Source organism: Ferdinandcohnia sp. GQ5 (assembly GCF_059759275.1).
In genome coordinates this window covers 49,785-68,943 of record NZ_JCAXEW010000015.1, presented here as the reverse complement: position 1 = coordinate 68,943, position 19,159 = coordinate 49,785, and the positions used below count along the sequence as shown (strand labels likewise).

The 19,159-nt window shown below is 37.0% G+C and carries 19 protein-coding genes; 13 read left to right on the top strand and 6 right to left on the bottom strand.

Going from position 1 to position 19,159, the window contains the following annotated elements:
- Positions 1 to 47 precede the first annotated feature (47 nt).
- The 5 genes from AC6CHV_RS17915 to AC6CHV_RS17895 all read left to right on the top strand — a co-directional run bounded on the left by AC6CHV_RS17915 (position 48) and on the right by AC6CHV_RS17895 (position 5,743).
- Positions 48 to 1,028 (top strand): substrate-binding domain-containing protein, encoded by a 981-nt coding sequence (locus AC6CHV_RS17915; protein WP_498079353.1) that lies wholly within the window; start codon positions 48 to 50, stop codon positions 1,026 to 1,028.
- Between the two features lie 228 nt (positions 1,029 to 1,256).
- Positions 1,257 to 2,759 carry an ATP-binding cassette domain-containing protein gene (locus AC6CHV_RS17910; RefSeq protein WP_498079352.1) on the top strand — a complete coding sequence of 501 codons (1,503 nt, stop codon included), beginning with the start codon at positions 1,257 to 1,259 and terminating at the stop codon, positions 2,757 to 2,759.
- Between the two features lies 1 nt (position 2,760).
- Positions 2,761 to 3,819, top strand: a complete 1,059-nt coding sequence (locus tag AC6CHV_RS17905; protein WP_498079351.1) for an ABC transporter permease subunit — start codon at positions 2,761 to 2,763, stop codon at positions 3,817 to 3,819.
- Between the two features lie 96 nt (positions 3,820 to 3,915).
- Positions 3,916 to 5,529, top strand: coding sequence for a lipopolysaccharide core heptose(II) kinase RfaY (locus AC6CHV_RS17900; RefSeq protein WP_498079350.1), 1,614 nt, complete (start codon positions 3,916 to 3,918; stop codon positions 5,527 to 5,529).
- Entirely contained in the window at positions 5,513 to 5,743 is a 231-nt protein-coding gene (locus tag AC6CHV_RS17895; RefSeq protein ID WP_121445108.1) for a helix-hairpin-helix domain-containing protein, read from the top strand. Before AC6CHV_RS17900 ends, AC6CHV_RS17895 begins: the two co-directional genes overlap by 17 nt.
- Positions 5,744 to 5,760: 17 nt before the next feature.
- Here the strand turns inward: AC6CHV_RS17895 and AC6CHV_RS17890 are convergent, their stop codons facing one another.
- The gene (locus AC6CHV_RS17890; protein ID WP_165918080.1) at positions 5,761 to 5,937 is read right to left on the bottom strand and encodes a hypothetical protein; all 177 of its coding nucleotides are present in this window, start codon (positions 5,935 to 5,937) and stop codon (positions 5,761 to 5,763) included.
- A 138-nt stretch (positions 5,938 to 6,075) separates the two neighbouring features.
- Here AC6CHV_RS17890 and AC6CHV_RS17885 point away from each other — a divergent pair, with 138 nt between their 5' ends.
- Positions 6,076 to 7,431: an MFS transporter gene (locus tag AC6CHV_RS17885; protein WP_121445107.1), complete on the top strand. Its 1,356-nt coding sequence runs from the start codon at positions 6,076 to 6,078 to the stop codon at positions 7,429 to 7,431.
- A gap of 95 nt (positions 7,432 to 7,526) precedes the next feature.
- Here the strand turns inward: AC6CHV_RS17885 and AC6CHV_RS17880 are convergent, their stop codons facing one another.
- Together AC6CHV_RS17880 and AC6CHV_RS17875 are read right to left on the bottom strand one after the other, a co-directional pair.
- The gene (locus tag AC6CHV_RS17880; RefSeq protein WP_498079349.1) at positions 7,527 to 7,691 is read right to left on the bottom strand and encodes a hypothetical protein; all 165 of its coding nucleotides are present in this window, start codon (positions 7,689 to 7,691) and stop codon (positions 7,527 to 7,529) included.
- A gap of 49 nt (positions 7,692 to 7,740) precedes the next feature.
- On the bottom strand, positions 7,741 to 7,986 hold the full coding sequence (locus tag AC6CHV_RS17875; protein ID WP_341332090.1) for a DUF2164 domain-containing protein: 246 nt from the start codon (positions 7,984 to 7,986) through the stop codon (positions 7,741 to 7,743).
- Positions 7,987 to 8,022: 36 nt separating this feature from the next.
- On the opposite strand from AC6CHV_RS17875, the gene AC6CHV_RS17870 reads away from it, so the two are divergent.
- On the top strand, positions 8,023 to 8,451 hold the full coding sequence (locus AC6CHV_RS17870) for a hypothetical protein (protein ID WP_498079348.1): 429 nt from the start codon (positions 8,023 to 8,025) through the stop codon (positions 8,449 to 8,451).
- 961 nt (positions 8,452 to 9,412) lie between these two features.
- On the opposite strand, the gene guaC is transcribed toward AC6CHV_RS17870, so the two are convergent.
- Both guaC and AC6CHV_RS17860 read right to left on the bottom strand, forming a co-directional pair.
- Entirely contained in the window at positions 9,413 to 10,396 is a 984-nt protein-coding gene (guaC, locus tag AC6CHV_RS17865; RefSeq protein ID WP_341332088.1) for a GMP reductase, read from the bottom strand.
- A 166-nt stretch (positions 10,397 to 10,562) separates the two neighbouring features.
- Complete coding sequence (locus AC6CHV_RS17860; RefSeq protein WP_341332087.1) at positions 10,563 to 11,102, bottom strand: helix-turn-helix domain-containing protein; 540 nt, start codon at positions 11,100 to 11,102, stop codon at positions 10,563 to 10,565.
- 246 nt (positions 11,103 to 11,348) lie between these two features.
- Here AC6CHV_RS17860 and AC6CHV_RS17855 point away from each other — a divergent pair, with 246 nt between their 5' ends.
- Complete coding sequence (locus tag AC6CHV_RS17855) at positions 11,349 to 12,014, top strand: dienelactone hydrolase family protein (protein ID WP_498079347.1); 666 nt, start codon at positions 11,349 to 11,351, stop codon at positions 12,012 to 12,014.
- Complete coding sequence (locus AC6CHV_RS17850) at positions 12,004 to 12,429, top strand: DoxX family protein (protein WP_341332085.1); 426 nt, start codon at positions 12,004 to 12,006, stop codon at positions 12,427 to 12,429. The genes AC6CHV_RS17855 and AC6CHV_RS17850 overlap by 11 nt, the downstream gene beginning before the upstream one ends.
- Before the next feature lie 36 nt (positions 12,430 to 12,465).
- Here AC6CHV_RS17850 and AC6CHV_RS17845 read toward each other — a convergent pair whose 3' ends face one another.
- The gene (locus AC6CHV_RS17845; protein WP_341332084.1) at positions 12,466 to 13,419 is read right to left on the bottom strand and encodes a metallophosphoesterase; all 954 of its coding nucleotides are present in this window, start codon (positions 13,417 to 13,419) and stop codon (positions 12,466 to 12,468) included.
- 501 nt (positions 13,420 to 13,920) lie between these two features.
- On the opposite strand from AC6CHV_RS17845, the gene ltaS reads away from it, so the two are divergent.
- The 4 genes from ltaS (at position 13,921) to AC6CHV_RS17825 (ending at position 19,124) form a co-directional block, all read left to right on the top strand.
- Positions 13,921 to 15,876, top strand: coding sequence for a lipoteichoic acid synthase (gene ltaS, locus AC6CHV_RS17840; RefSeq protein WP_341332083.1), 1,956 nt, complete (start codon positions 13,921 to 13,923; stop codon positions 15,874 to 15,876).
- Positions 15,877 to 15,998: 122 nt separating this feature from the next.
- Entirely contained in the window at positions 15,999 to 16,286 is a 288-nt protein-coding gene (locus AC6CHV_RS17835; RefSeq protein ID WP_341332082.1) for a YhdT family protein, read from the top strand.
- Entirely contained in the window at positions 16,283 to 17,743 is a 1,461-nt protein-coding gene (gene panF / locus AC6CHV_RS17830; protein ID WP_498079346.1) for a sodium/pantothenate symporter, read from the top strand. Before AC6CHV_RS17835 ends, panF begins: the two co-directional genes overlap by 4 nt.
- A gap of 193 nt (positions 17,744 to 17,936) precedes the next feature.
- Positions 17,937 to 19,124 carry an enolase C-terminal domain-like protein gene (locus AC6CHV_RS17825; RefSeq protein ID WP_498079345.1) on the top strand — a complete coding sequence of 396 codons (1,188 nt, stop codon included), beginning with the start codon at positions 17,937 to 17,939 and terminating at the stop codon, positions 19,122 to 19,124.
- The last annotated feature ends 35 nt before the right edge of the window (positions 19,125 to 19,159 follow it).

Below are 19,159 nucleotides of genomic sequence, written 5' to 3'. Positions count from 1 at the left end.
TATTCATGAAATAGATTACTAGCCAAAAACGAGGGGGTTATTTACTTATGAAAAAAATTTTACGTGTAGTGTCACTGCTAATTTTACTATTCATTCCTGTATTGAGTGCTTGTAGTAGTTCAGAACAAACAGGTGATAAAACAAGCGGGGATACTGGAAATGACTCAAGTGAAAAGCATAAGATTGGTATTTTGGCGCCAGCTGTAACACATGGATGGGTTGCTGCAGTAGCATATCATGCCGAAGCCCGTGCAAAGGAACTTTCCGGTGAAATCGAGTACCAAATTCAAACAAGTAGCAACGCAGCTGAAATGACTTCACAATTAGATGATTTAATGACTTGGGGTGCAGAGGCTATTGTAGCGTTCCCACAATGGGAAGGGATGGAAGTACCTATTCAACGAGCATTAGATGAAGGAATCAAGGTTGTAAACTTTGACATTGTCATTGATGCAGAAGGTGTTTATCGAGTAGCTGGAGACAATGAGGACATGGGTGTTCAAGGTGCCAATTACGTTGTTGAAAAAATCGGTAAAGAAGGAAATGTTGTTATTCTAGAAGTACCATCCTCAGGCTCCGTTTCTGAATTGCGTAAGAAGGGATTTGTTGAAACAATTGGGGAAATCGCTCCAGATATTGAACTCCACACATATGCGACACAGTTTACAAGAGAAGATGGATTGAAAGATTTTGCAGATATTTTGACAAGCTTAGATAAAATTGATGCAGTCTATTCCCTAGATGATGAAACTTCAATCGGTGTATTACAAGCAATCAAAGAAGCAGGAAGAACAGATATTAAAGTAGTTACCGGTGGCGGTGGAATGCAAGAGTACTTTAAAATGATGCCTGAAAACGAAGATATCTGGATTCAGTCAGCTCTTTACAGCCCAGCAATGGTAAAGGATGCTGTTGATGTTGCACTTAAGGTATTAGGTGAAGAGGTTGAAATGGAAACCATTATTCCTACAACCATTGTTGACAGAGATAATTATAAAGACTTCCTCGATGAGGGTTCACCGTACTAAAGATTGGAGCTCGTAGACTTTGAGGGCTATGGCAACACTGCTATAGCCTCTCTTTTTACCTTTTTTTAAAGATAAGTAAATATAAAATTTTGCACGTAGTTTTTGGTGTCTAGCCCTAGGAGCTTTTGAAGGCAAACAGCGCTTGTCTTATGCTTGTCGCCTATAGGCGGGCGCCTTGTGTTTTTCTTATGAATAATGTAGTGATTTTACAGGTTTGGAAGTGATGAGATGCGTATTGAAATGAAAAAAATCCGAAAATCCTTTGGAAGCAATCATGTTCTTAAGGATGTATCTTTTTCCTTAAAAGGCGGTGAAATCTGCGCATTGCTTGGAGAAAATGGTGCAGGAAAATCCACTTTGATGAACATATTGGGTGGAGTTTTGCAAATGGATCATGGCTCCATACTCATTGACGGGAAACAAGTGGAATTTGCTACACCAGCACATTCTCAGGATGCCGGAATTGCCTTCATCCATCAAGAACTTAACTTAATCAACGATTTACCAATCTATGAAAATATGTTTCTTGGTAGAGAGTTAAAAACCAAAAGAGGCACTCTGGATTTAGAAAAGATGTATCAAGAAACAAAAGAGATGTTTACCAAAATGAACGTAGATCTTAATCCAAATAAATTGGTGCGAGAACTTGATGCTTCTTATAAACAAATCATCGAAATATGCCGGGCTATGATGACAAATGCGTCTATTATTATTATGGATGAACCGACTACTTCCCTAACAGACCAGGAAATTGAGCGAGTCTTCGCGATGATGAGGACATTAATGGAACATAATGTCGGCATTATCTTTATTTCTCATAAATTAAATGAGGTAATGGAGATCTGTAATCGCTATCTTGTGCTTCGTGATGGTAACTTGGTGTCTGAAGGAAGTGTCAGCGAAGTGAACACGAATGATCTTGCACGTTTTATGGTGGGACACGATGTGAGAACAGAATCGCTTATCAGGGAAAAAAAGCTAGGAAATGAGATATTACGGGTTGAAGGATTAACCTCTGGTCATATCTTTCGAGATATAAATTTTTCAGTTCGAGCGGGTGAAATTGTCGGTTTTACAGGGCTCCTTGGAGATGGACGAAGTGAACTTTTTCAATCCATTTTTGGAGCCGACCAGATTTCATCAGGGAAAATATTCCTGAATGGTAAGGTAGTGAAAATAACGAGTACTACGAAAGCAATCAAGGAAGGAATTGCGTATCTGCCACGAAACCGAAAAGAAAATGCGATTATCAAGGACATGAACATCATCGAGAATGCGTCAATCGTTACTTGGCCAACGTTTTCAAAGCGGGGCACGATTAATACGAAAAAGCATCAGGAAATTTTTGAAAAGCATCGAAAAGCTTTGCAATTAAAAATGGGTGACCTTTCTGACAGTATTACAAGTCTCTCTGGTGGAAATCAGCAAAAGGTTGTCCTAGCAAAATGGTTGGCGGCTAATCCAAAACTTCTTATTCTGGACAATCCTACCCAAGGTGTTGATGTGGGGGCAAAGGAAGATATCTATGATATTATTCTCAAACTAGCTGAAGAAAATATTGCAGTTGTTGTTCTTTCAAGTGAAGCGAATGAAATCATTCGTGTCTGTGACCGAGCAATCGTCATGTATCACGGTACCATCCAAGGGGAGGTCGCTGGAGAAAATATGAATGAGCATTCCATCATGAGTCTTGCTACGGGTGGGGACTTAAGTGAGGGTGAGGTAAGCTAACATGAAGCCAAATATCGATCAAACAACAATCAAAAATAAGAAAGATTTTTTTGGGTGGTTTAAATATAAATGGTCAAATGACCCATTATTCAGTATCGCGATTGCATTAATTATTATGATTATTTTACAAACATTGGTGTTGGGCTTTGATTATGATTCATTTGGAGGATGGTTTCAGTCATGGATTAATAACTGGATCAATATTTTACGAAATAATGCAGGGACAGCCATTGTTGCTTTAGGGATGACTTTTGTTATCATGACAGGGGGAATTGATTTAGCTGTTGGTTCTACCTTGGTTGTCACTGGTGCCTTTTCAATGATGCTCCTAGATACCGGGACAAAAGGGTTTCTGGCAATGATGGGAATATCAGGTGCACCAGCATTTATCATTACAATTCTATTGGTTTTACTTGCAGGCTATCTTTTAGGTTCACTAATTGGAGTTAGTATTACGAAGGGGAATGTTCCTCCATTTATCGCAACATTAGGAGCGATGATGATTTTTAGAAGTGTGACACAGCACTTCATGCAAGGATATAATCCTACTGTTCCAGTTGAATTTTTACAAATTGCAAGCTTTAAAATTGGAAACTATATGATTATGCCAATTGTCTATTGGGCAGTCATTGCCTATATACTTTATTATGTTTCGAAAAGAACAACCTTCGGAAGACATATCATCGCGGTTGGATCGAATGAAAGGGCAGCTAAGCTTTCTGGGATAAATGTAGAGAAAGTGAAATTAAGGGTATACGCTCTTATGGGGCTGCTCGTGTCAATAGCCGCTATTATCCAAGTTTCGCGAATTGGTTCTATGGACTTTTCTAATGCGGGTAGAGGAATGGAAATGGATGCAATCGCTGCAGCGGTTGTTGGAGGAACAAACATGATGGGTGGAAGAGGTTTCATTCTGGGAACTGTCTACGGTATGCTAATCATTGCCGTTATGAACAACCTTCTTAACCTATTCGGGGTTCCGCCATTTTTAAGGGAAGCATTTAAAGGGGTTATTGTAATCGCAGCTGTTTTATTGCAGAAGAAAGAGAAAACTTCATAAGATCTCCGGACACAAAAAGCATTTCTTTTTAAAGGAGAAATGCTTTTTATATTGAAATATTTTAATATGGGAAGTTTAGGAAATGAGAGGTTTCTTATGAAGACGAAAAATAAGTTGGTTCGCATGACCAAGGTTCTTTCGATGGCTTTAATGATTTTTAGTAAAATTTACTGGTATAAACTTCGTAGAAAGCCACAGGCTGAATGGGATAAACTTTGGGTGCAGATAGGTACAAATTTTCGAAATACGCTTTTTGAATTAGAAGGTTTATTGATTAAGGTTGGACAAATCTTAAGTACTAGAACAGATCTTCTTCCAAAACCTTTTATTAAGCAAATCGAAGATCTAACAGATAAGGTTCCTTCTTCACATTGGAGTGATATTGAGAGTATTCTTAACGACGAGTGGGATCGTCCTATTTATAGCCTTTTTCAATCAATTGAGAAAGAGGCAATTGCTTCTGCGTCCATTGGTGAAGTATATCAGGGGGTTCTTAAAAATGGAGCGAAGGTTGCAATCAAAGTCCAAAGGCCAGATATTCAGTCGATTTTAAAAACGGATTTTCGGTCGTTAGCAATCATTATTTGGTTTGCTGATCATTTTGTACCAGTTCCGAAGGGGTTTATTAATTTCAAGGTACTATTTAAGGAAATAAAACAAGTAATTGAGAGAGAGTTAGATTATACAAAGGAACGACAAACTCTTGGGTCCTTTTCCGAGCGGTTTAAGGATATGAACGATCTCAAAATTCCTATGGTCTACCAAGAATACTGTACTTCAAAGGTTCTTGTAATGGAATGGGTTGATGGAATAAAAATATCAAGTATCGAGGGTATCCAATCCATTGACCGGAGAAAGATTGCCCAGAGTTTAATAGAACTATTCCTTCCACAATGGCTGGAACCAGGTATGTTTCATGCTGACCCACACCCAGGTAACATTCTGCTATCAAAGGAAGGGAAAATCATCTTACTTGATTTCGGGATGGTTGGGGAAATCTCGAAAAAGGATGCGAAACATTTTCAAGGGTTAATTGAAAGCTTTCTTACCAAGAATTATTCGAAAACGGTTGATTGCTTATCACAATTAGGATTTTTATTACCTGAGGCTGATCATCGAACAATGGAAAAACTGTTAGAGGAATTAATGTCGTTTGAACTGTCTCAATTAAAGGAAATAGACCTTATTGCCTTTAAACGCGACCTGAATGATATCATTCAAGCACTACCAATCCAAGTCCCAACACGATATATCTTTTTAGGGCGATCCTTTGTAGCAATTGAAGGAATTATTCTTAATCTAATCTCTGAGGATGATGTATTAGAATTAGTAAAACCAGTGTTCACGAACTGGTTGAACAAGGAAGGCAATCAGAAATGGTCATTGGTCTGGCAATGGATTCAGGCACAGCCGATTTTTAAGATTTTCCATTCAATCCAACAGTTTTTACAGTTACCTCACAAATTAGAGGATTTGAAGGAAATTGAACAAAGAAGAGAATTTCAATTTACGGTTTATGAAACATATAAAAAGCATCTATTTCAGTTGTCATTACTTGGCATTATAGGAATTGCGGCCAGTATTTTTACTTCGCATTTAATCTTGCTTTACTTTTCTGGTGGGCTAACATCAATTTCTTGTATTGGATATTTTAATGTGACACATAAACAGAAAAAATGGATGAGGTACATGCATGAAAAACGGAGATGAAAAAGGAGTGTTTATTTTGGCTGAAATTGATGAGTTGAAATTGAGCAAACCAGCATTACGTGCGTTGCATGGTGCGGGGTACATCATGTTAGAACAGTTCACAAAACTAACTGAGAGAGAAGTATTGGCTTTACATGGTGTGGGTCCTACTGCAATTAGGGAACTTCGAGCAGCCCTAGGGGAAAGAGGACTTGCTTTTAAAACAGATGAGTAAAGTAGAATCGCGGGGGTTTATTCCCCGCGATTCTCATGTTCTCCACGCTGTTTATTTTGATTGTAAATATATCGAATCATCTTCATCGTTTTACTTCCTTGGATCATGATGATAATCGTATAGATTGTTGTTAATATCACTCCAAGAATCGCAATATAAAACAATGTTGTGATTTTGGTTGCTCTACTAATCATTTCATACCTCCAATTAGTTTAGGTTATTTGTAGTTTTTACGACTTAGATGAGATTATCCGTTTTCATTGTATTGGACTTCAACCGCCCTAATTGTTTGTGTGATAAACTGTTAGCATTAGGCTAAAAGGGGAATTCAAATGTCTGACACTATAAAAAAACCTACATTAGTAATCATTGCAATCGCATTGGGTGCGATTTTAAATCCGCTTAATACCACGATGATCACGGTTGCCTTACCTTCGATTCAGCAAGATTTCATGCTTTCTTCAAAGGAGGTTTCGTGGTTGATCGCCTCCTATTTTATTGTTAGTGCTATTTTTTTACCAATTATCGGTAGACTCAGCGATCATTATGGTAGGAAAAAAATCTTTCTCATCGGTTTATTACTCGTTTTACTATCATCAGTTTTAGCTCCGTTGTCACAAAATATGATGACATTACTTAGCCTGAGATTGATTCAAGCCATTGGCACTTCAGCTCTCTATCCTGCAGGGATTGGAATGGTCCGCTTATATATTAAACAAAATCAAAATCGGGTAATCGGAACATTAGCGGTGTTCGCAACAACATCCGCAGCGTTTGGACCAACCATTAGTGGACTGCTTATTCAATATGGGGGCTGGCCGGTTATTTTTTATGTGAATCTTCCAGTCATTTTCCTTTCGGCATTTTTAACAGTATTATATATTCCAAAAGACGAGCCAACCAAAGGGACTGTTTTTAAATGGGACGTCATTGGAATGCTGTTATTTAGTGCCTTCATCACAAGTTGGATGGTCTTTTTGCTATCATTGGAAGGCGGATTTACTATAGGTTTCTTCGTCCTTGCACTAGGATTATCCTTTCTTTTTTATACATACGAAAAAAAGAAGGCAGATCCGTTAATCAATGTTGTATTTTTGGGAAAGAATCCGACTATTTCTGTTGTTTATGCACAGTACATTCTTTCAACTTTGATATTCTTTTCTATCTTGTTGTTCACACCAACTTATTTACAGGAAGTGATCGGTTTAGGTTCGGAATATACAGGTTTGATGATGTTGGCGCTATCCGTATGCGCAATGATCACAACGCCAATTGTAACAAGGTGGGCAGAAAGAGTGGGATACCGAGTTCCATTGCTTGTAGGGGCTGCAGTAGGCATTGTGGGAGTAGGATTCCTGTTTACGACAACGAAAAATTCTTCATTGCTCTGGATAATCATCGTTTTAGCGTTGTTTGGAATCAGTAATGGACTGATGAACATTAGCCTCCAAAACCTATTGTATAGTTTTATCAGCGTTGCCCAGTCGGGGATCGCATCAGGTCTTTTAATGACCTCAAGGTTTATTGGGAATATTTTAGCCTCAAGCATATACGGTGTTGTGTTTGCCGTTGGACTACATGATAGTAGCAAAAATTCAATGACAATCGCATTATTGGCCGTTTCACTTGTTATCATACCTGGAATGCTCTACGTAACGAATCAAAAAATTAAGACGGAACAGTGGTAAAGAAAAAGCCATCATGCAATTGGTGCATGTTGGCTTGTTATTGTGTTACAAAATAATACCAAAAATTAAGAAGGATTCTCTCTTTTTTCCACGAACTATTCAGTTAGACTTTTTTTCAATTCTAAAAATGCTTCAACTGAGTCATCAAGCAGCCTTTCACGATTCTTATCTTCATTGACATCTGTATCCACTTCCATCTCAGAATTAAAAATGCCATATGTATCTTTTGGATCGAAAGATTTTTGTTTCTCTTTTGGCATATACACTTCACCTCTTAAAGGTAGTGTAGGCAATCTAATGAAAAATACTCTACCTTCTTATGGGGCGTTCAAGTGTTAAAATTTCGTCGTCAAGTGAGGCGAACTGTTGGTCCACCACTGCTTTAACGTCATGTACAGCAGCATTATAAATATGTGGTGCTAGTTTTTCTTTTACAAAATGTAAGACCTGTTCAGCAGCAAACTCACTGATTTCCTCGTCTCTTTCTAGCGAGAAAAAGGATTGTATGTCCGAAATCATCATTTGCTGTTGTTCTTTCGATAGCTTTATAAACAATCAAAACACTCCTAATCTAATAAAGGTGGAAGCATAATGAAATTAAAAACAATTTTAATTCTAATAACACTTCTTATTGTTTTACTATACTGTTTTACGTACGTACCTCACAAGATTTTTGATATTAATCCCGATGAGGTTTCAAAAATACATATTGTAGACGGAAATTCTGGATACAGAACGGATATTACATCCGAAAAAGATATCAACCGTATTATTACGAGTCTAAATGAAGTGACATTTAAGAAAGGAAAGCTTTCGGCTGGTTATATGGGATATCGATTTGACACAACGATTTACGATACGAACGGCGAGACCATGAAGGAGTTAATCATTAATTCAAGTGACACCATTAGGTATAAAGGGTTCTTTTATACATCTACTGGTACGCAACTTGAATATGAGTTCATCGACGAGCTAGTAGAAAAATCAGTGAGTAAACAAGAAAATCAAAATCAAAACTAAGTTGTAATACGAAAAGGATGAGCCTTTGGTATTCGAGTTTCGTTTTGAGTTGAAAACAGACCACCTATCATATCAAACGATACGATTTTTAATGAAAAAAATTAAAGTTACAAAATCTAATATAAAATAATAACAAAATAATTTCGGACAAGGAAAGGTAGAATGAACGAGGTTGAGTCCGAAGAAGAGATATCTTCAGACAAGGAAAGGTAGAATGAACAAGGTTGAGTCCGAAGATGAGGTATCTTCGGACAAGGAAAGGGTGAATGAACGAGGTTGAGTCCGAAGATGAGGTATCTTCGGACAAGGAAAGGTAGAATGAACGAGGTTGAGTCCGGAGATGAAGTATCTTCGGACAAGGAAAGGTAGAATGAACAGGGTCGAGTCCGAAGATGAGGTATCTTCGGACAAGGAAAGGTAGAATGAACAAGGTTGAGTCTGAAGATGAGGTATCTTCGGACAAGGAAAGGTAGAATGAACGAGGTTGAGTCCGAAGAAGAGATATCTTCAGACAAGGAAAGGTAGAATGAACAAGGTTGAGTCTGAAGATGAGGTATCTTCGGACAAGGAAAGGGTGAATGAACAAGGTTGAGTCCGAAGATGAGGTATCTTCGGACAAGGAAAGGTAGAATGAACGAGGTTGAGTCCGAAGATGAAGTATCTTCGGACAAGGAAAGGTAGAATGAACAAGGTTGAGTCTGAAGATGAGGTATCTTTGGACAAGGGAAGGTAGAATGAACAACGTTGAGTCTGAAGATGAGGTATCTTCGGACACGGGACATAAAAAACATCGTGGTTGAGTCCGAAGTCTAGTAATTTGAATTTTTTATAAGATGAAATCCGTATTAGGCGTTAATTTATCAAATAAAAGCGTGAATTCATATGTGAATTCACGCTAAAAATGTACTGTGATTTACTGTTTGGAACCTTGGAGCGGAACCCTTAGCTCATCCTTTTAAAATTAGTAGATTCGGTCACCATTAAAGATTGAGTTCTTAACGATCACATAATCAACGTGGCGGATGGAATCTAGTTTCGTTCCACCAGCATAAGAGATAGAGGACTGAAGGTCTTGTTCCATTTCTTTTAGTGTATCTTTTAATGAGCCTTTGTGCTCCACATAGATTTTCTTACCTTCAACATTCTTCTTTTCACCTTTTTGGAATTCAGAAGCTGAACCGAAGTATTCCTTAACTAACTTACCTTCGACTTCTGTTGTTTCACCTGGGGACTCTTCATGTCCTGCGAAAAGGGATCCAATCATCACCATTTTTGCACCGAAACGTATTGATTTTGCGATATCACCATGAGTACGGATACCACCGTCAGCAATAATTGGCTTAGTTGCAGCCTTCGCACACCAACGAAGTGCAGCTAGTTGCCAGCCGCCAGTTCCAAATCCAGTTTTAATTTTTGTGATACACACTTTACCAGGCCCGATTCCAACCTTTGTAGCATCAGCTCCAGCATTCTCTAGTTCTCTTACTGCTTCTGGTGTACCAACGTTACCCGCAATTACGAAGCTTTTTGGTAAATGTGCTTTAATATGTTTAATCATTTCGATAACTGAATTTGAATGTCCATGTGCAATGTCAATTGTAATAAATTCAGGTACAAGATTTTCTTCAGCAAGTTGTTCCACGAAAGTGTATTCCTCAGGCTTTACTCCAACACTGATAGAAGCAATTAAACCGCGAGATTGCATATCCTTAATAAAATCAACACGTTTTTCTGGGTTGAAACGGTGCATGATATAGAAATAGCCATTTTCAGCTAAAAATAGTGCAATGTTCTCGTCTATAATAGTCTGCATGTTTGCAGGGACAACCGGAAGTTTAAATGTGTGGCCGCCAAATTCGACTGTAGTGTCACACTCTGAACGACTGTTAACAATACATTTTGCAGGGATTAACTGAATATCTTCATAATCAAATACATTTTCCATTCAAAAAACACTCCTAAAACCGAATATTATTTTCTTGGTTGTTTAATAATGTTCGTACATTAGATAATTTACATGATTTTTAAACCGTTGTCAAAGCATTTTTAGTATTGACCTACGAAATAAGGAATAACCAAGAAAAAAAGCCTGCGTTGTTCGCAAGCTTGCACTATAAAATATCATTCAATTCTGAATCAGAATAAACGGAGATTAAGATTACAGCCTTTGTATCTCCAATGTTTTTAACGAAATGAGGGACGCTTGCATTCCAGCTGAAAGAATCTCCCTCTTCAACTATAACTGAATCTTCCCCTTGTTCAGCAAGAATTTTCCCTTGTAAGACCAAGTGGCATTCCTCCCCTTCATGGGCGTTAGGTTCTCCCATTGAAGCACCAGGTGGACATTCTACAATCATCATACGTAGCCCACCCTTAGAGGTGAGGTGTTCCACTTTTAAATTGTTAAAGGAGGTAGTTGTTCTATCATCTTTACGGATGACACGCATATGTTCTTTCTTTTCCAATAACAAGTAGGGAAGTGGAATCTCAAGAAAATCAGCGATTGTTTTTAGTGTATTTATGGATGGAGATGTATTATTGTTTTCTACATTACTAATGAATCCTTTTGATAGACCAGTGCCTTCACACATTTGGGCGATTGTGATCTTTTTTCGGTTTCGTATCGCACGAATTTTTGTACCAATATCCATATCTGTACCTCACATGTTTTCTAGTATGAAACTTAATTTAATAGTAGCAAAAAAAGTGTTGACAAGCTACTAAGTATATTGTTATCTTATAAACAACAAATATTCATATTAGAAAACAACAAGAACCGTTTAAGGTTTTTCTTTTTTTGGTCTCTCGGTTCACTAATATGAATATTTTATTTCTATAAAAATATTACTCGATTAGATTACTAATTAGTAAATAACATCCAAGGAGGGGGACATTACTTGAATTCACCATTTACCTATGAACTTCGCCATCCTACAACAATTGATCCCGATAAAAAATATCCTGCTCTATTTTTAATGCACGGTATGGGGAGCAATGAACAAGATCTTCTTTCGTTAGTAAAAGGGTTGGAGGATATTTTTTATATATTTAGTATTCGTGGGCCATTAGCACAGCCACCAGGTTATGCATTCTTTACAATTGAGGGGTATGGCAAACCGCACAGAGAGGTATTCGACAAAAGCATTGGTCAACTAAAGAATTTTCTTGACTATGCTTCGAAAAATTATTCGATTGATCAAGAAAATATATATTTATTAGGATTTAGCCAAGGTGCCATTGTTTCAATGACATTAGGGCTCGCCTTAGGAAATCGTATTAAGGGTATTGTTACATTGAGTGGGTATATTCCTGCCTTCGTTAAAAAGGACTATGATATACAACCCGTCGAAAACCTTTCTATCTTCATTTCTCATGGGGAAAATGATCCTGTTCTTCCTTTTGAATGGGGAGTGGAGAGTAAGGAGTTTTTTGAAAAGCAAAGGGCAATTGTAAGTTTTCATTCTTATCCAGAAGGACATACCGTTTCATTACAAAATTATCGTGATTTAATTGAATGGATAACTAACATTCTAAAAAATGGGGGAAATACAAATGGAAAATAAATTTGAATTAGGTCAATTAATTATTAGAGTGGTTTTAGGTATTACGTTTTTTATTCATGGGCTAGATAAGTTCCAAGGAGGAGTTGAAAATACTGCTGGTTGGTTTGAGAGCATAGGAATTCCTGGTGTTGTGGCTTATGGTGTAGCAATTATTGAATTTGTTGGAGGACTTATGTTAGTTCTTGGCTTATTTAGTCGAATCGTTTCTATTCTTTTTGCTGTAGTCATGGTTGGAGCCATTGTGAAAGTAAAACTTGCAATAGGGTTTCTAGGAAACGGTCAGATGGCAGGTTATGAATTAGACCTAGCGTTTCTTGCAATGGCTATGATGCTCGCAATAACTGGTTCTAAGGCACTTGCTCTTGACCAATTTATTGGTAAAGGGAAAGAGAATAAGACAACATCAGTAAACTAATTAAAAGAAGCATTACCTCCTGTGAGGTAATGCTTCTTACTTAAACTTTACATTGATTACGACAACTTCAGATCTTGTTCCAAGCCTGAGGGGAGGACCCCATGTACCGAATCCAGATGACACAATTGAATTTAACTCTTCTTTTTTCAACAAGCCGTAATCATTTTCATAAAGCAGGTTGGTTAGTAGATTTCCAGGAAATAGTTGTCCTCGATGAGTATGACCAGACAGAATTAAGTCGATTCCGCTTTTCATGGCTTCATCAAGTTCATTTGGTTGATGGTCTAACATAATCAATGGTTTAGAATGTTCAAGGTGTGCAATAAGCTCGTTTATTCCAGCGCGATCATCATCAGTATCATCATTTCTTCCTATTAGATAAAAATCATTTTCTATCATGGTAACTTCATCTGTTAAAACCTCAATCCCGTGCTTTTCCATTTCTTCGACAATTTTTTCATCATCATTACCGTAATAATCATGATTTCCAAGTGTAGCATATACTCCAAGCGGTGCCTTGATTTCCGTCATGATTTTACCCATATTCTTCTGTAAAAATGGTTCAATATGATCGTCGATTAGATCACCAGGGATTAACACGATATCTGGACTAGTTTCTTCTACTAAATGGGCGAACTTTTTAAGATGGTTTTCACCAACAATACTACCCAGGTGAAAATCTGAAGCCATTAAGATTTTCAAATTGTCCCGTTCAGAGCTTTTGTTAATCGTAACTTCATAGTTCCTCTCAACTGGACTCCATGCATAGTAAGTTCCGACACTCAAAATAAGGACATACGTAAAAATTACACCAAAGCCAATTATGCGAATACCTTTCTTTTTAAATAGGAAGAATAATAGAATTGCAATGGGCAAAAGGACGAGTCCATAGCCTGTTAATGTTAACCAATAATAACCAATTGTCTGTAAGACTGCAGAGGAAGTTGAGTAACCCACAAAAATGCTTAATGATAAAACAAGTATAACCAATATGTATGTCTTTTTATGTCGAAATGAAAATGAGTGTTCAAGCCAGTTCCATCCCATATACCCAAAAAAGAAGCACATACCACAATAAACTAAGAGAAATAGGAAAATTGCAAGAAAAAACATAGTTCGAATAGCCCTTTCCAAATAAAGTAATTTCTATTACAGTAGTATAATTGAAAGAGATTGTTTCGTCTTTCAATTTGCTCTTTTTTGTAAAGGAAAAGTGGTCATAATTTTGAAGGATCTAACGTATTTTATAAAAGTTTGTAAAAATGGTGTACAGGCTGGATTGTAAGGGGATACATAAGTTGCAAGAAAATTTCGGGGTTTTTTAGGACTCTTGACATTTTAAAGAAACGTAGTAAAGTAAGTGAATGTACCGCAAATGTAAATTTTATTACGTATGTTAATAATTTGTTCATATTTACTTGATAGAATGGTTTTTGAGTTTTCGTAGAAGAGATAATAATTTTTTTGTTTATATCGAAGGTAGGTGCAATCATGAAAAAGAACATTCTAAAACGTGGTCAAAATATCTTCACTAGCTTTTTTGGCTTTTATTTATTAGCAGTTTTTCTCCTATGGATGAAAACATTTATTTCACAATCAACTGAATTTAACTTAAATATTGATAACTCTTTACAGACATTTCTATTATTATTAAATCCACTTGGATCGGCTTTATTTTTCTTAGGTTTTTCATTTTTGGGTAAAGGGAAGAAAAGATATAGAAGACTTCTTATTATCTATTTTCTAATGTCATTCCTTTTATACGCTAATATTATGTATTACCGATTCTTTAGTGACTTTATTACATTGCCAACATTGTTTCAAACTCAAAACTTTGGTGATGTAAGTGGAAGTATTACTTCTCTTTTAAAACCATATGATTTCTTGTTCTTTGTTGACTTTTTTGTATTGGTAGCACTTATGGTCTTCAAAGTTATCAAGGTTGAAACAACAACAAGCTTGAGAGGAATTAAAGTGGCTGCATTATTCGCTTTTGCGATTTTGATTTCAGCTGTAAACCTTACTCTTGCAGAGGCTGATCGTCCACAACTTTTAACACGTGGATTTGACCGCCACTACATTGTGAAATATCTTGGTATGTACAACTATACCATTTATGATGCTGTTCAAAGCACAAAAGCTTCAACTCAAAGAGCGTTAGCAGACAGCAATGACAGTATTGAAGTGATTAACTATACGAAGGCAAACTATGCTGAACCGAATCCGGAGTATTTTGGAGTAGGTAAAGGGATGAACGTTATTTACCTTCACCTTGAATCCATGCAGAACTTTTTAATTGACTACAAGGTGAACGGGGAAGAAGTAACGCCATTTCTTAACTCACTAACTAAAGAAGAAAATACAATGTATTTTGATAATTTCTTCCATCAAACTGCTCAAGGTAAGACTGCAGATGCGGAGTTTATTCTTGAAAACTCAATGTATGGTCTACCGCAGGGTTCAGCCTTTACAACAAAAGGTATGAACACATATCAAGCGGCACCAGCAATTCTTGGTCAGCAAGGCTATACGTCAGCTGTGTTCCACGGTAACTCAGGAAGCTTCTGGAACCGTAATGAAATTTATAAGTCTTTTGGCTATAATCACTTCTTTGATTCAAGCTTTTATCAAATGAATTCAGAAGATCTTGCTGAATATGGACTTATGGATAAGCCATTTTATGAACAGTCTGCGGATTTAATAGATACATTACCGCAACCATTTTACTCAAAATTTATTACAGTAACTCATCACTATCCGTACAAAATCAGTGAAGAGGATGCAACTATTGCGCCTCATACAACAGGTGATCGTTCTGTTGATGGATATTTCCAAACTGCACGTTATGCAGATGAAGCTTTAGAGCAATTCTTCAATGACTTAAAAGAAAAAGGATTATACGATAATTCGATAATCATTATGTATGGTGATCACTATGGTATTTCTGAAAACCATAATAAAGCCATGAAGCAAGTATTAGAAAAAGAAGAAATAACTGCTTTTGATAATGCATCTCTACAGCGAGTACCATTGTTTATTCGTGTTCCAGGAATGGAAGGTGGAGTTAAGCATCAATACGGTGGTCAAATCGACCTTCTTCCAACACTTCTACACTTACTTGGAATTGATACAAAAGAGTATGTTCAATTTGGAACTGATTTATTATCTGAACAGCATGATCAAGTAGTACCATTCCGTAATGGTGATTTCGTAAGTCCAACTATTTCATCAGTCGATGGTAAGTTTTATGATTCTACGACTGGAGTTGAAGTTGCAGAAGATCAATTAGATTCTGCAAAGAAACTTCAAGACATCGTTGAAGAAAAATTAGCCACTTCTGATAAAGTTGTAAATGGTGACTTGTTACGTTTCTATACACCACCAGGTTTTGAACCTGTTGATCGTTCAGATTACAATTATTTAATTGATGAAGAATCAGCTGAATAATAAGTAGAAGCTACCTAAGGATCGTTCTTAGGTAGCTTTTTTGATGGCAAAAGGGGATTTTGGGGCAGTATAGAGGATATGAAAATATGTCAATGTATTGATAATCGTAAGGAGAAGTCGTGATGAATAAGAGTAAACATTCAGGTGATAGTAGATACAAGGTTGCTAAAAAAGAGGCAGTTATTGGGATAGGACTAGCGGTTTTTAACTTCCTATGGTGGTTTGGTTTTGCATATGGTCTAGGGTCAAAGCCTGTTAAAGAGTATACATATATTTTGGGTTTGCCTAGCTGGTTTTTTTACAGTTGTGTGGTTGGTTTTTTAGTTGTTGTTATGTTAGTCATCATTCTTGTAAAAATGGTATTTAAAGAGGTACCGTTTGATGAAAACGAGGGAGGTGACTCCTTATGAATTGGGGAGTATTGATACCTTTCATAGCTTTATTAGTGATTATTTTTATTGTGGGTATATATGCAGCAGGCCGTTTAAAAGAGAGTACTGGATTTCTCCAAGATTATTTTCTTGGGAGTCGGGAGTTAGGTGGATTTGTACTTGCAATGACAATGGTCGCTACCTATGGAAGTGCCAGTAGCTTTATTGGCGGCCCTGGCGCTGCTTACACGATGGGGCTAGGATGGGTACTACTGGCGATGATACAAGTAGTTACCGGTTATTTTGTTCTTGCGATTTTAGGGAAAAAATTTGCGATTGTTGCACGAAAAATACATGCTGTTACACTCATTGATTTTTTAAAGGAGCGATACAAATCAAAATGGGTGGTTTTGCTATCAGCAGGCAGTATAATTATCTTTTTGTTTGCGTCAATGTCCGCCCAATGGGTAGGTGGGGGAAGATTAATTGAATCGTTAACAGGTTTGTCCTATACGAGTTCATTGTTCATTTTTGCAATTTCCATTTTAATTTATGTAACGATTGGTGGATTTCGAGCTGTAGCTTTAACAGAGACGATACAAGGGATCATCATGTTTATTGGGACTTTAATCATCCTAATTGGAACAATTATCGCTGGCGGTGGTGTACCAGCGATAATGAAAGAGCTGGTATCTGAAAATCCAAGTCTCGTATCACCGTTCGGCCATGATGGCTCCCTTACTCCCTTATATTTATCATCCTTTTGGATTCTTGTAGGGATTGGAGTTGTTGGATTGCCACAAATAGCTGTCCGAGCTATGTCGTACAGGCATTCAAAGGCAATGCACCAAGCGATGATAATTGGGACCATAGTTGTTGGATTTATTATGCTTGGTATGCATTTATCAGGGGTATTCGCAAGAGCCATTATTCCGGGGGTTGACGTTCCTGATACGGTTATGCCATTGCTTGCAATGGAAGTATTACCGCCTTGGTTAGCTGGAGTTGTTCTCTCTGCACCAATGGCAGCAATTATGTCTACCGTTAACTCCATATTATTAATTGTAGGTTCTTCGATTGTAAAAGATATCTATCTGAACTACATAAAACCAGATGCAACAGATTTAACAGTTAAAAGACTGAGTATGTCGGTCACAGGGTTGATTGGAATTCTTGTCTTTTTATTAGCAATCAACCCTCCTGATCTACTCATTTGGTTGAATTTGTTTGCGTTTGGTGGTCTTGAAGCAGCTTTTATCTGGCCAGTTGTACTTGGTTTATATTGGAGAAAAGGTAATAAATATGGGGCTATTTCTTCCATTCTTGTAGGAGTGGGAAGTTATATTCTAATTCATACAATCTCACCAGAACCATTTGGTATGCATTCAGTTGTCCTGCCAGTACTATTCTCCCTCATTTCGTACATTGGTGTGAGCTTACTGGTGAAGGAAAAAGACCTCGAACATTTATGTAATATGAGTGCGAAGTTTTATTAATCAAGAAGTTGTTTATTAAAAGATGTTGACTATTATATAGGTCAAGATCTTTTTTTATTTGGAATCAATCTAGTATAAAAATATTCTTTAAAGAAAAAAGGAGACGGTCGACCAAAATATTATTTTCAAAAAGGATATTGCTTTAATACTGTCGAAATGAATTAATAACAAGTTTCCAAAGGAGGAGAAAAAGGTGAAGATTACAGATGTTCAAGTTATACCAGTCAATCGTTTTCTATATGTAAAAGTATTAACTGATGAAGGGATTAGTGGAATTGGTGAATCAGGTGCTTGGGGGTTTCTAGATGCTTCATCTGAAGTTATTAAAACATTCAAATCTTATTTAATTGGAAAGGATCCACTACAAATTGAGCATCATTGGCAGTATATGTACCGAAGCTTTCATTTTAGAGGTGCAGCTATTATGGGGGCAATTAGTGCAATTGATATTGCATTATGGGATATAGCAGGAAAACAGTTCAATGTACCCACGTATGTCTTATTAGGAGGGAAATGTAGGGACAAAGTTAGAACATATTACCATGTTAGTGGAGAGACAACAGAAGAATTGATTGCTGATGTTTTAAAGGCGAAGGAGTTGGGATATACTGCTGTTGGCCATTTATCGCCTTTTCTTGATGAGCCTCGTAGTAAACCATATTTCCTACCATATGCTAAGATGATTAGTGACGCTGCGGAACGAGTCAGATTAATTCGTGAAGCAGTTGGTAACGAAATGGATTTATGCTTAGAATTACATAGAAGAATGAAGCCAGCTGAAGCTGTAGCTTTTGCAACAGAAGTTGAAAAATACCATCCATTTTTTCTGGAGGATCCAATTATTCCAGATCACTTTGATTCAATGGGATGGATAGCAAACAAAGTAAATGTACCAATTGCAACTGGAGAACGGATTCACACTATACAGGAATTTGAAATGCTCTTATCTCGTAATGCAATGGCTTATGCGAGAACAAGTGTATGTATATGTGGAGGGATTACTGGTACCAAAAAAATTGCAGCATTAGCTGAGGCACATGGTGTTCAGATTGTTCCACATAATCCGCTAAGTCCTGTAAGCACAGCAGCCTGTTTACAAGTATCAATTTCAACTGAAAATCTTGCCTTATTAGAATTACCTGATCATGAAGGATTAGCTGCAACTGAGAGGTTCACTAGTTCAAATGGCACAAAACAGAATAGCTTTAGACAAAGTGATATGGTAACATGGGTACCAAAGGCTACTAATGGATTTATTGAAGCGCCTACAAATCCAGGTTTAGGAATAGATTTAGTTGAAGATGTATCAACTAAATTTCCTTATAGTCGAAGAGATATAAATACGAGGCTCCATATTGATGGTTCCATCGTCGATCAATAACTAGAGGTTGGGATACTAGGGATAAATAGTATTCC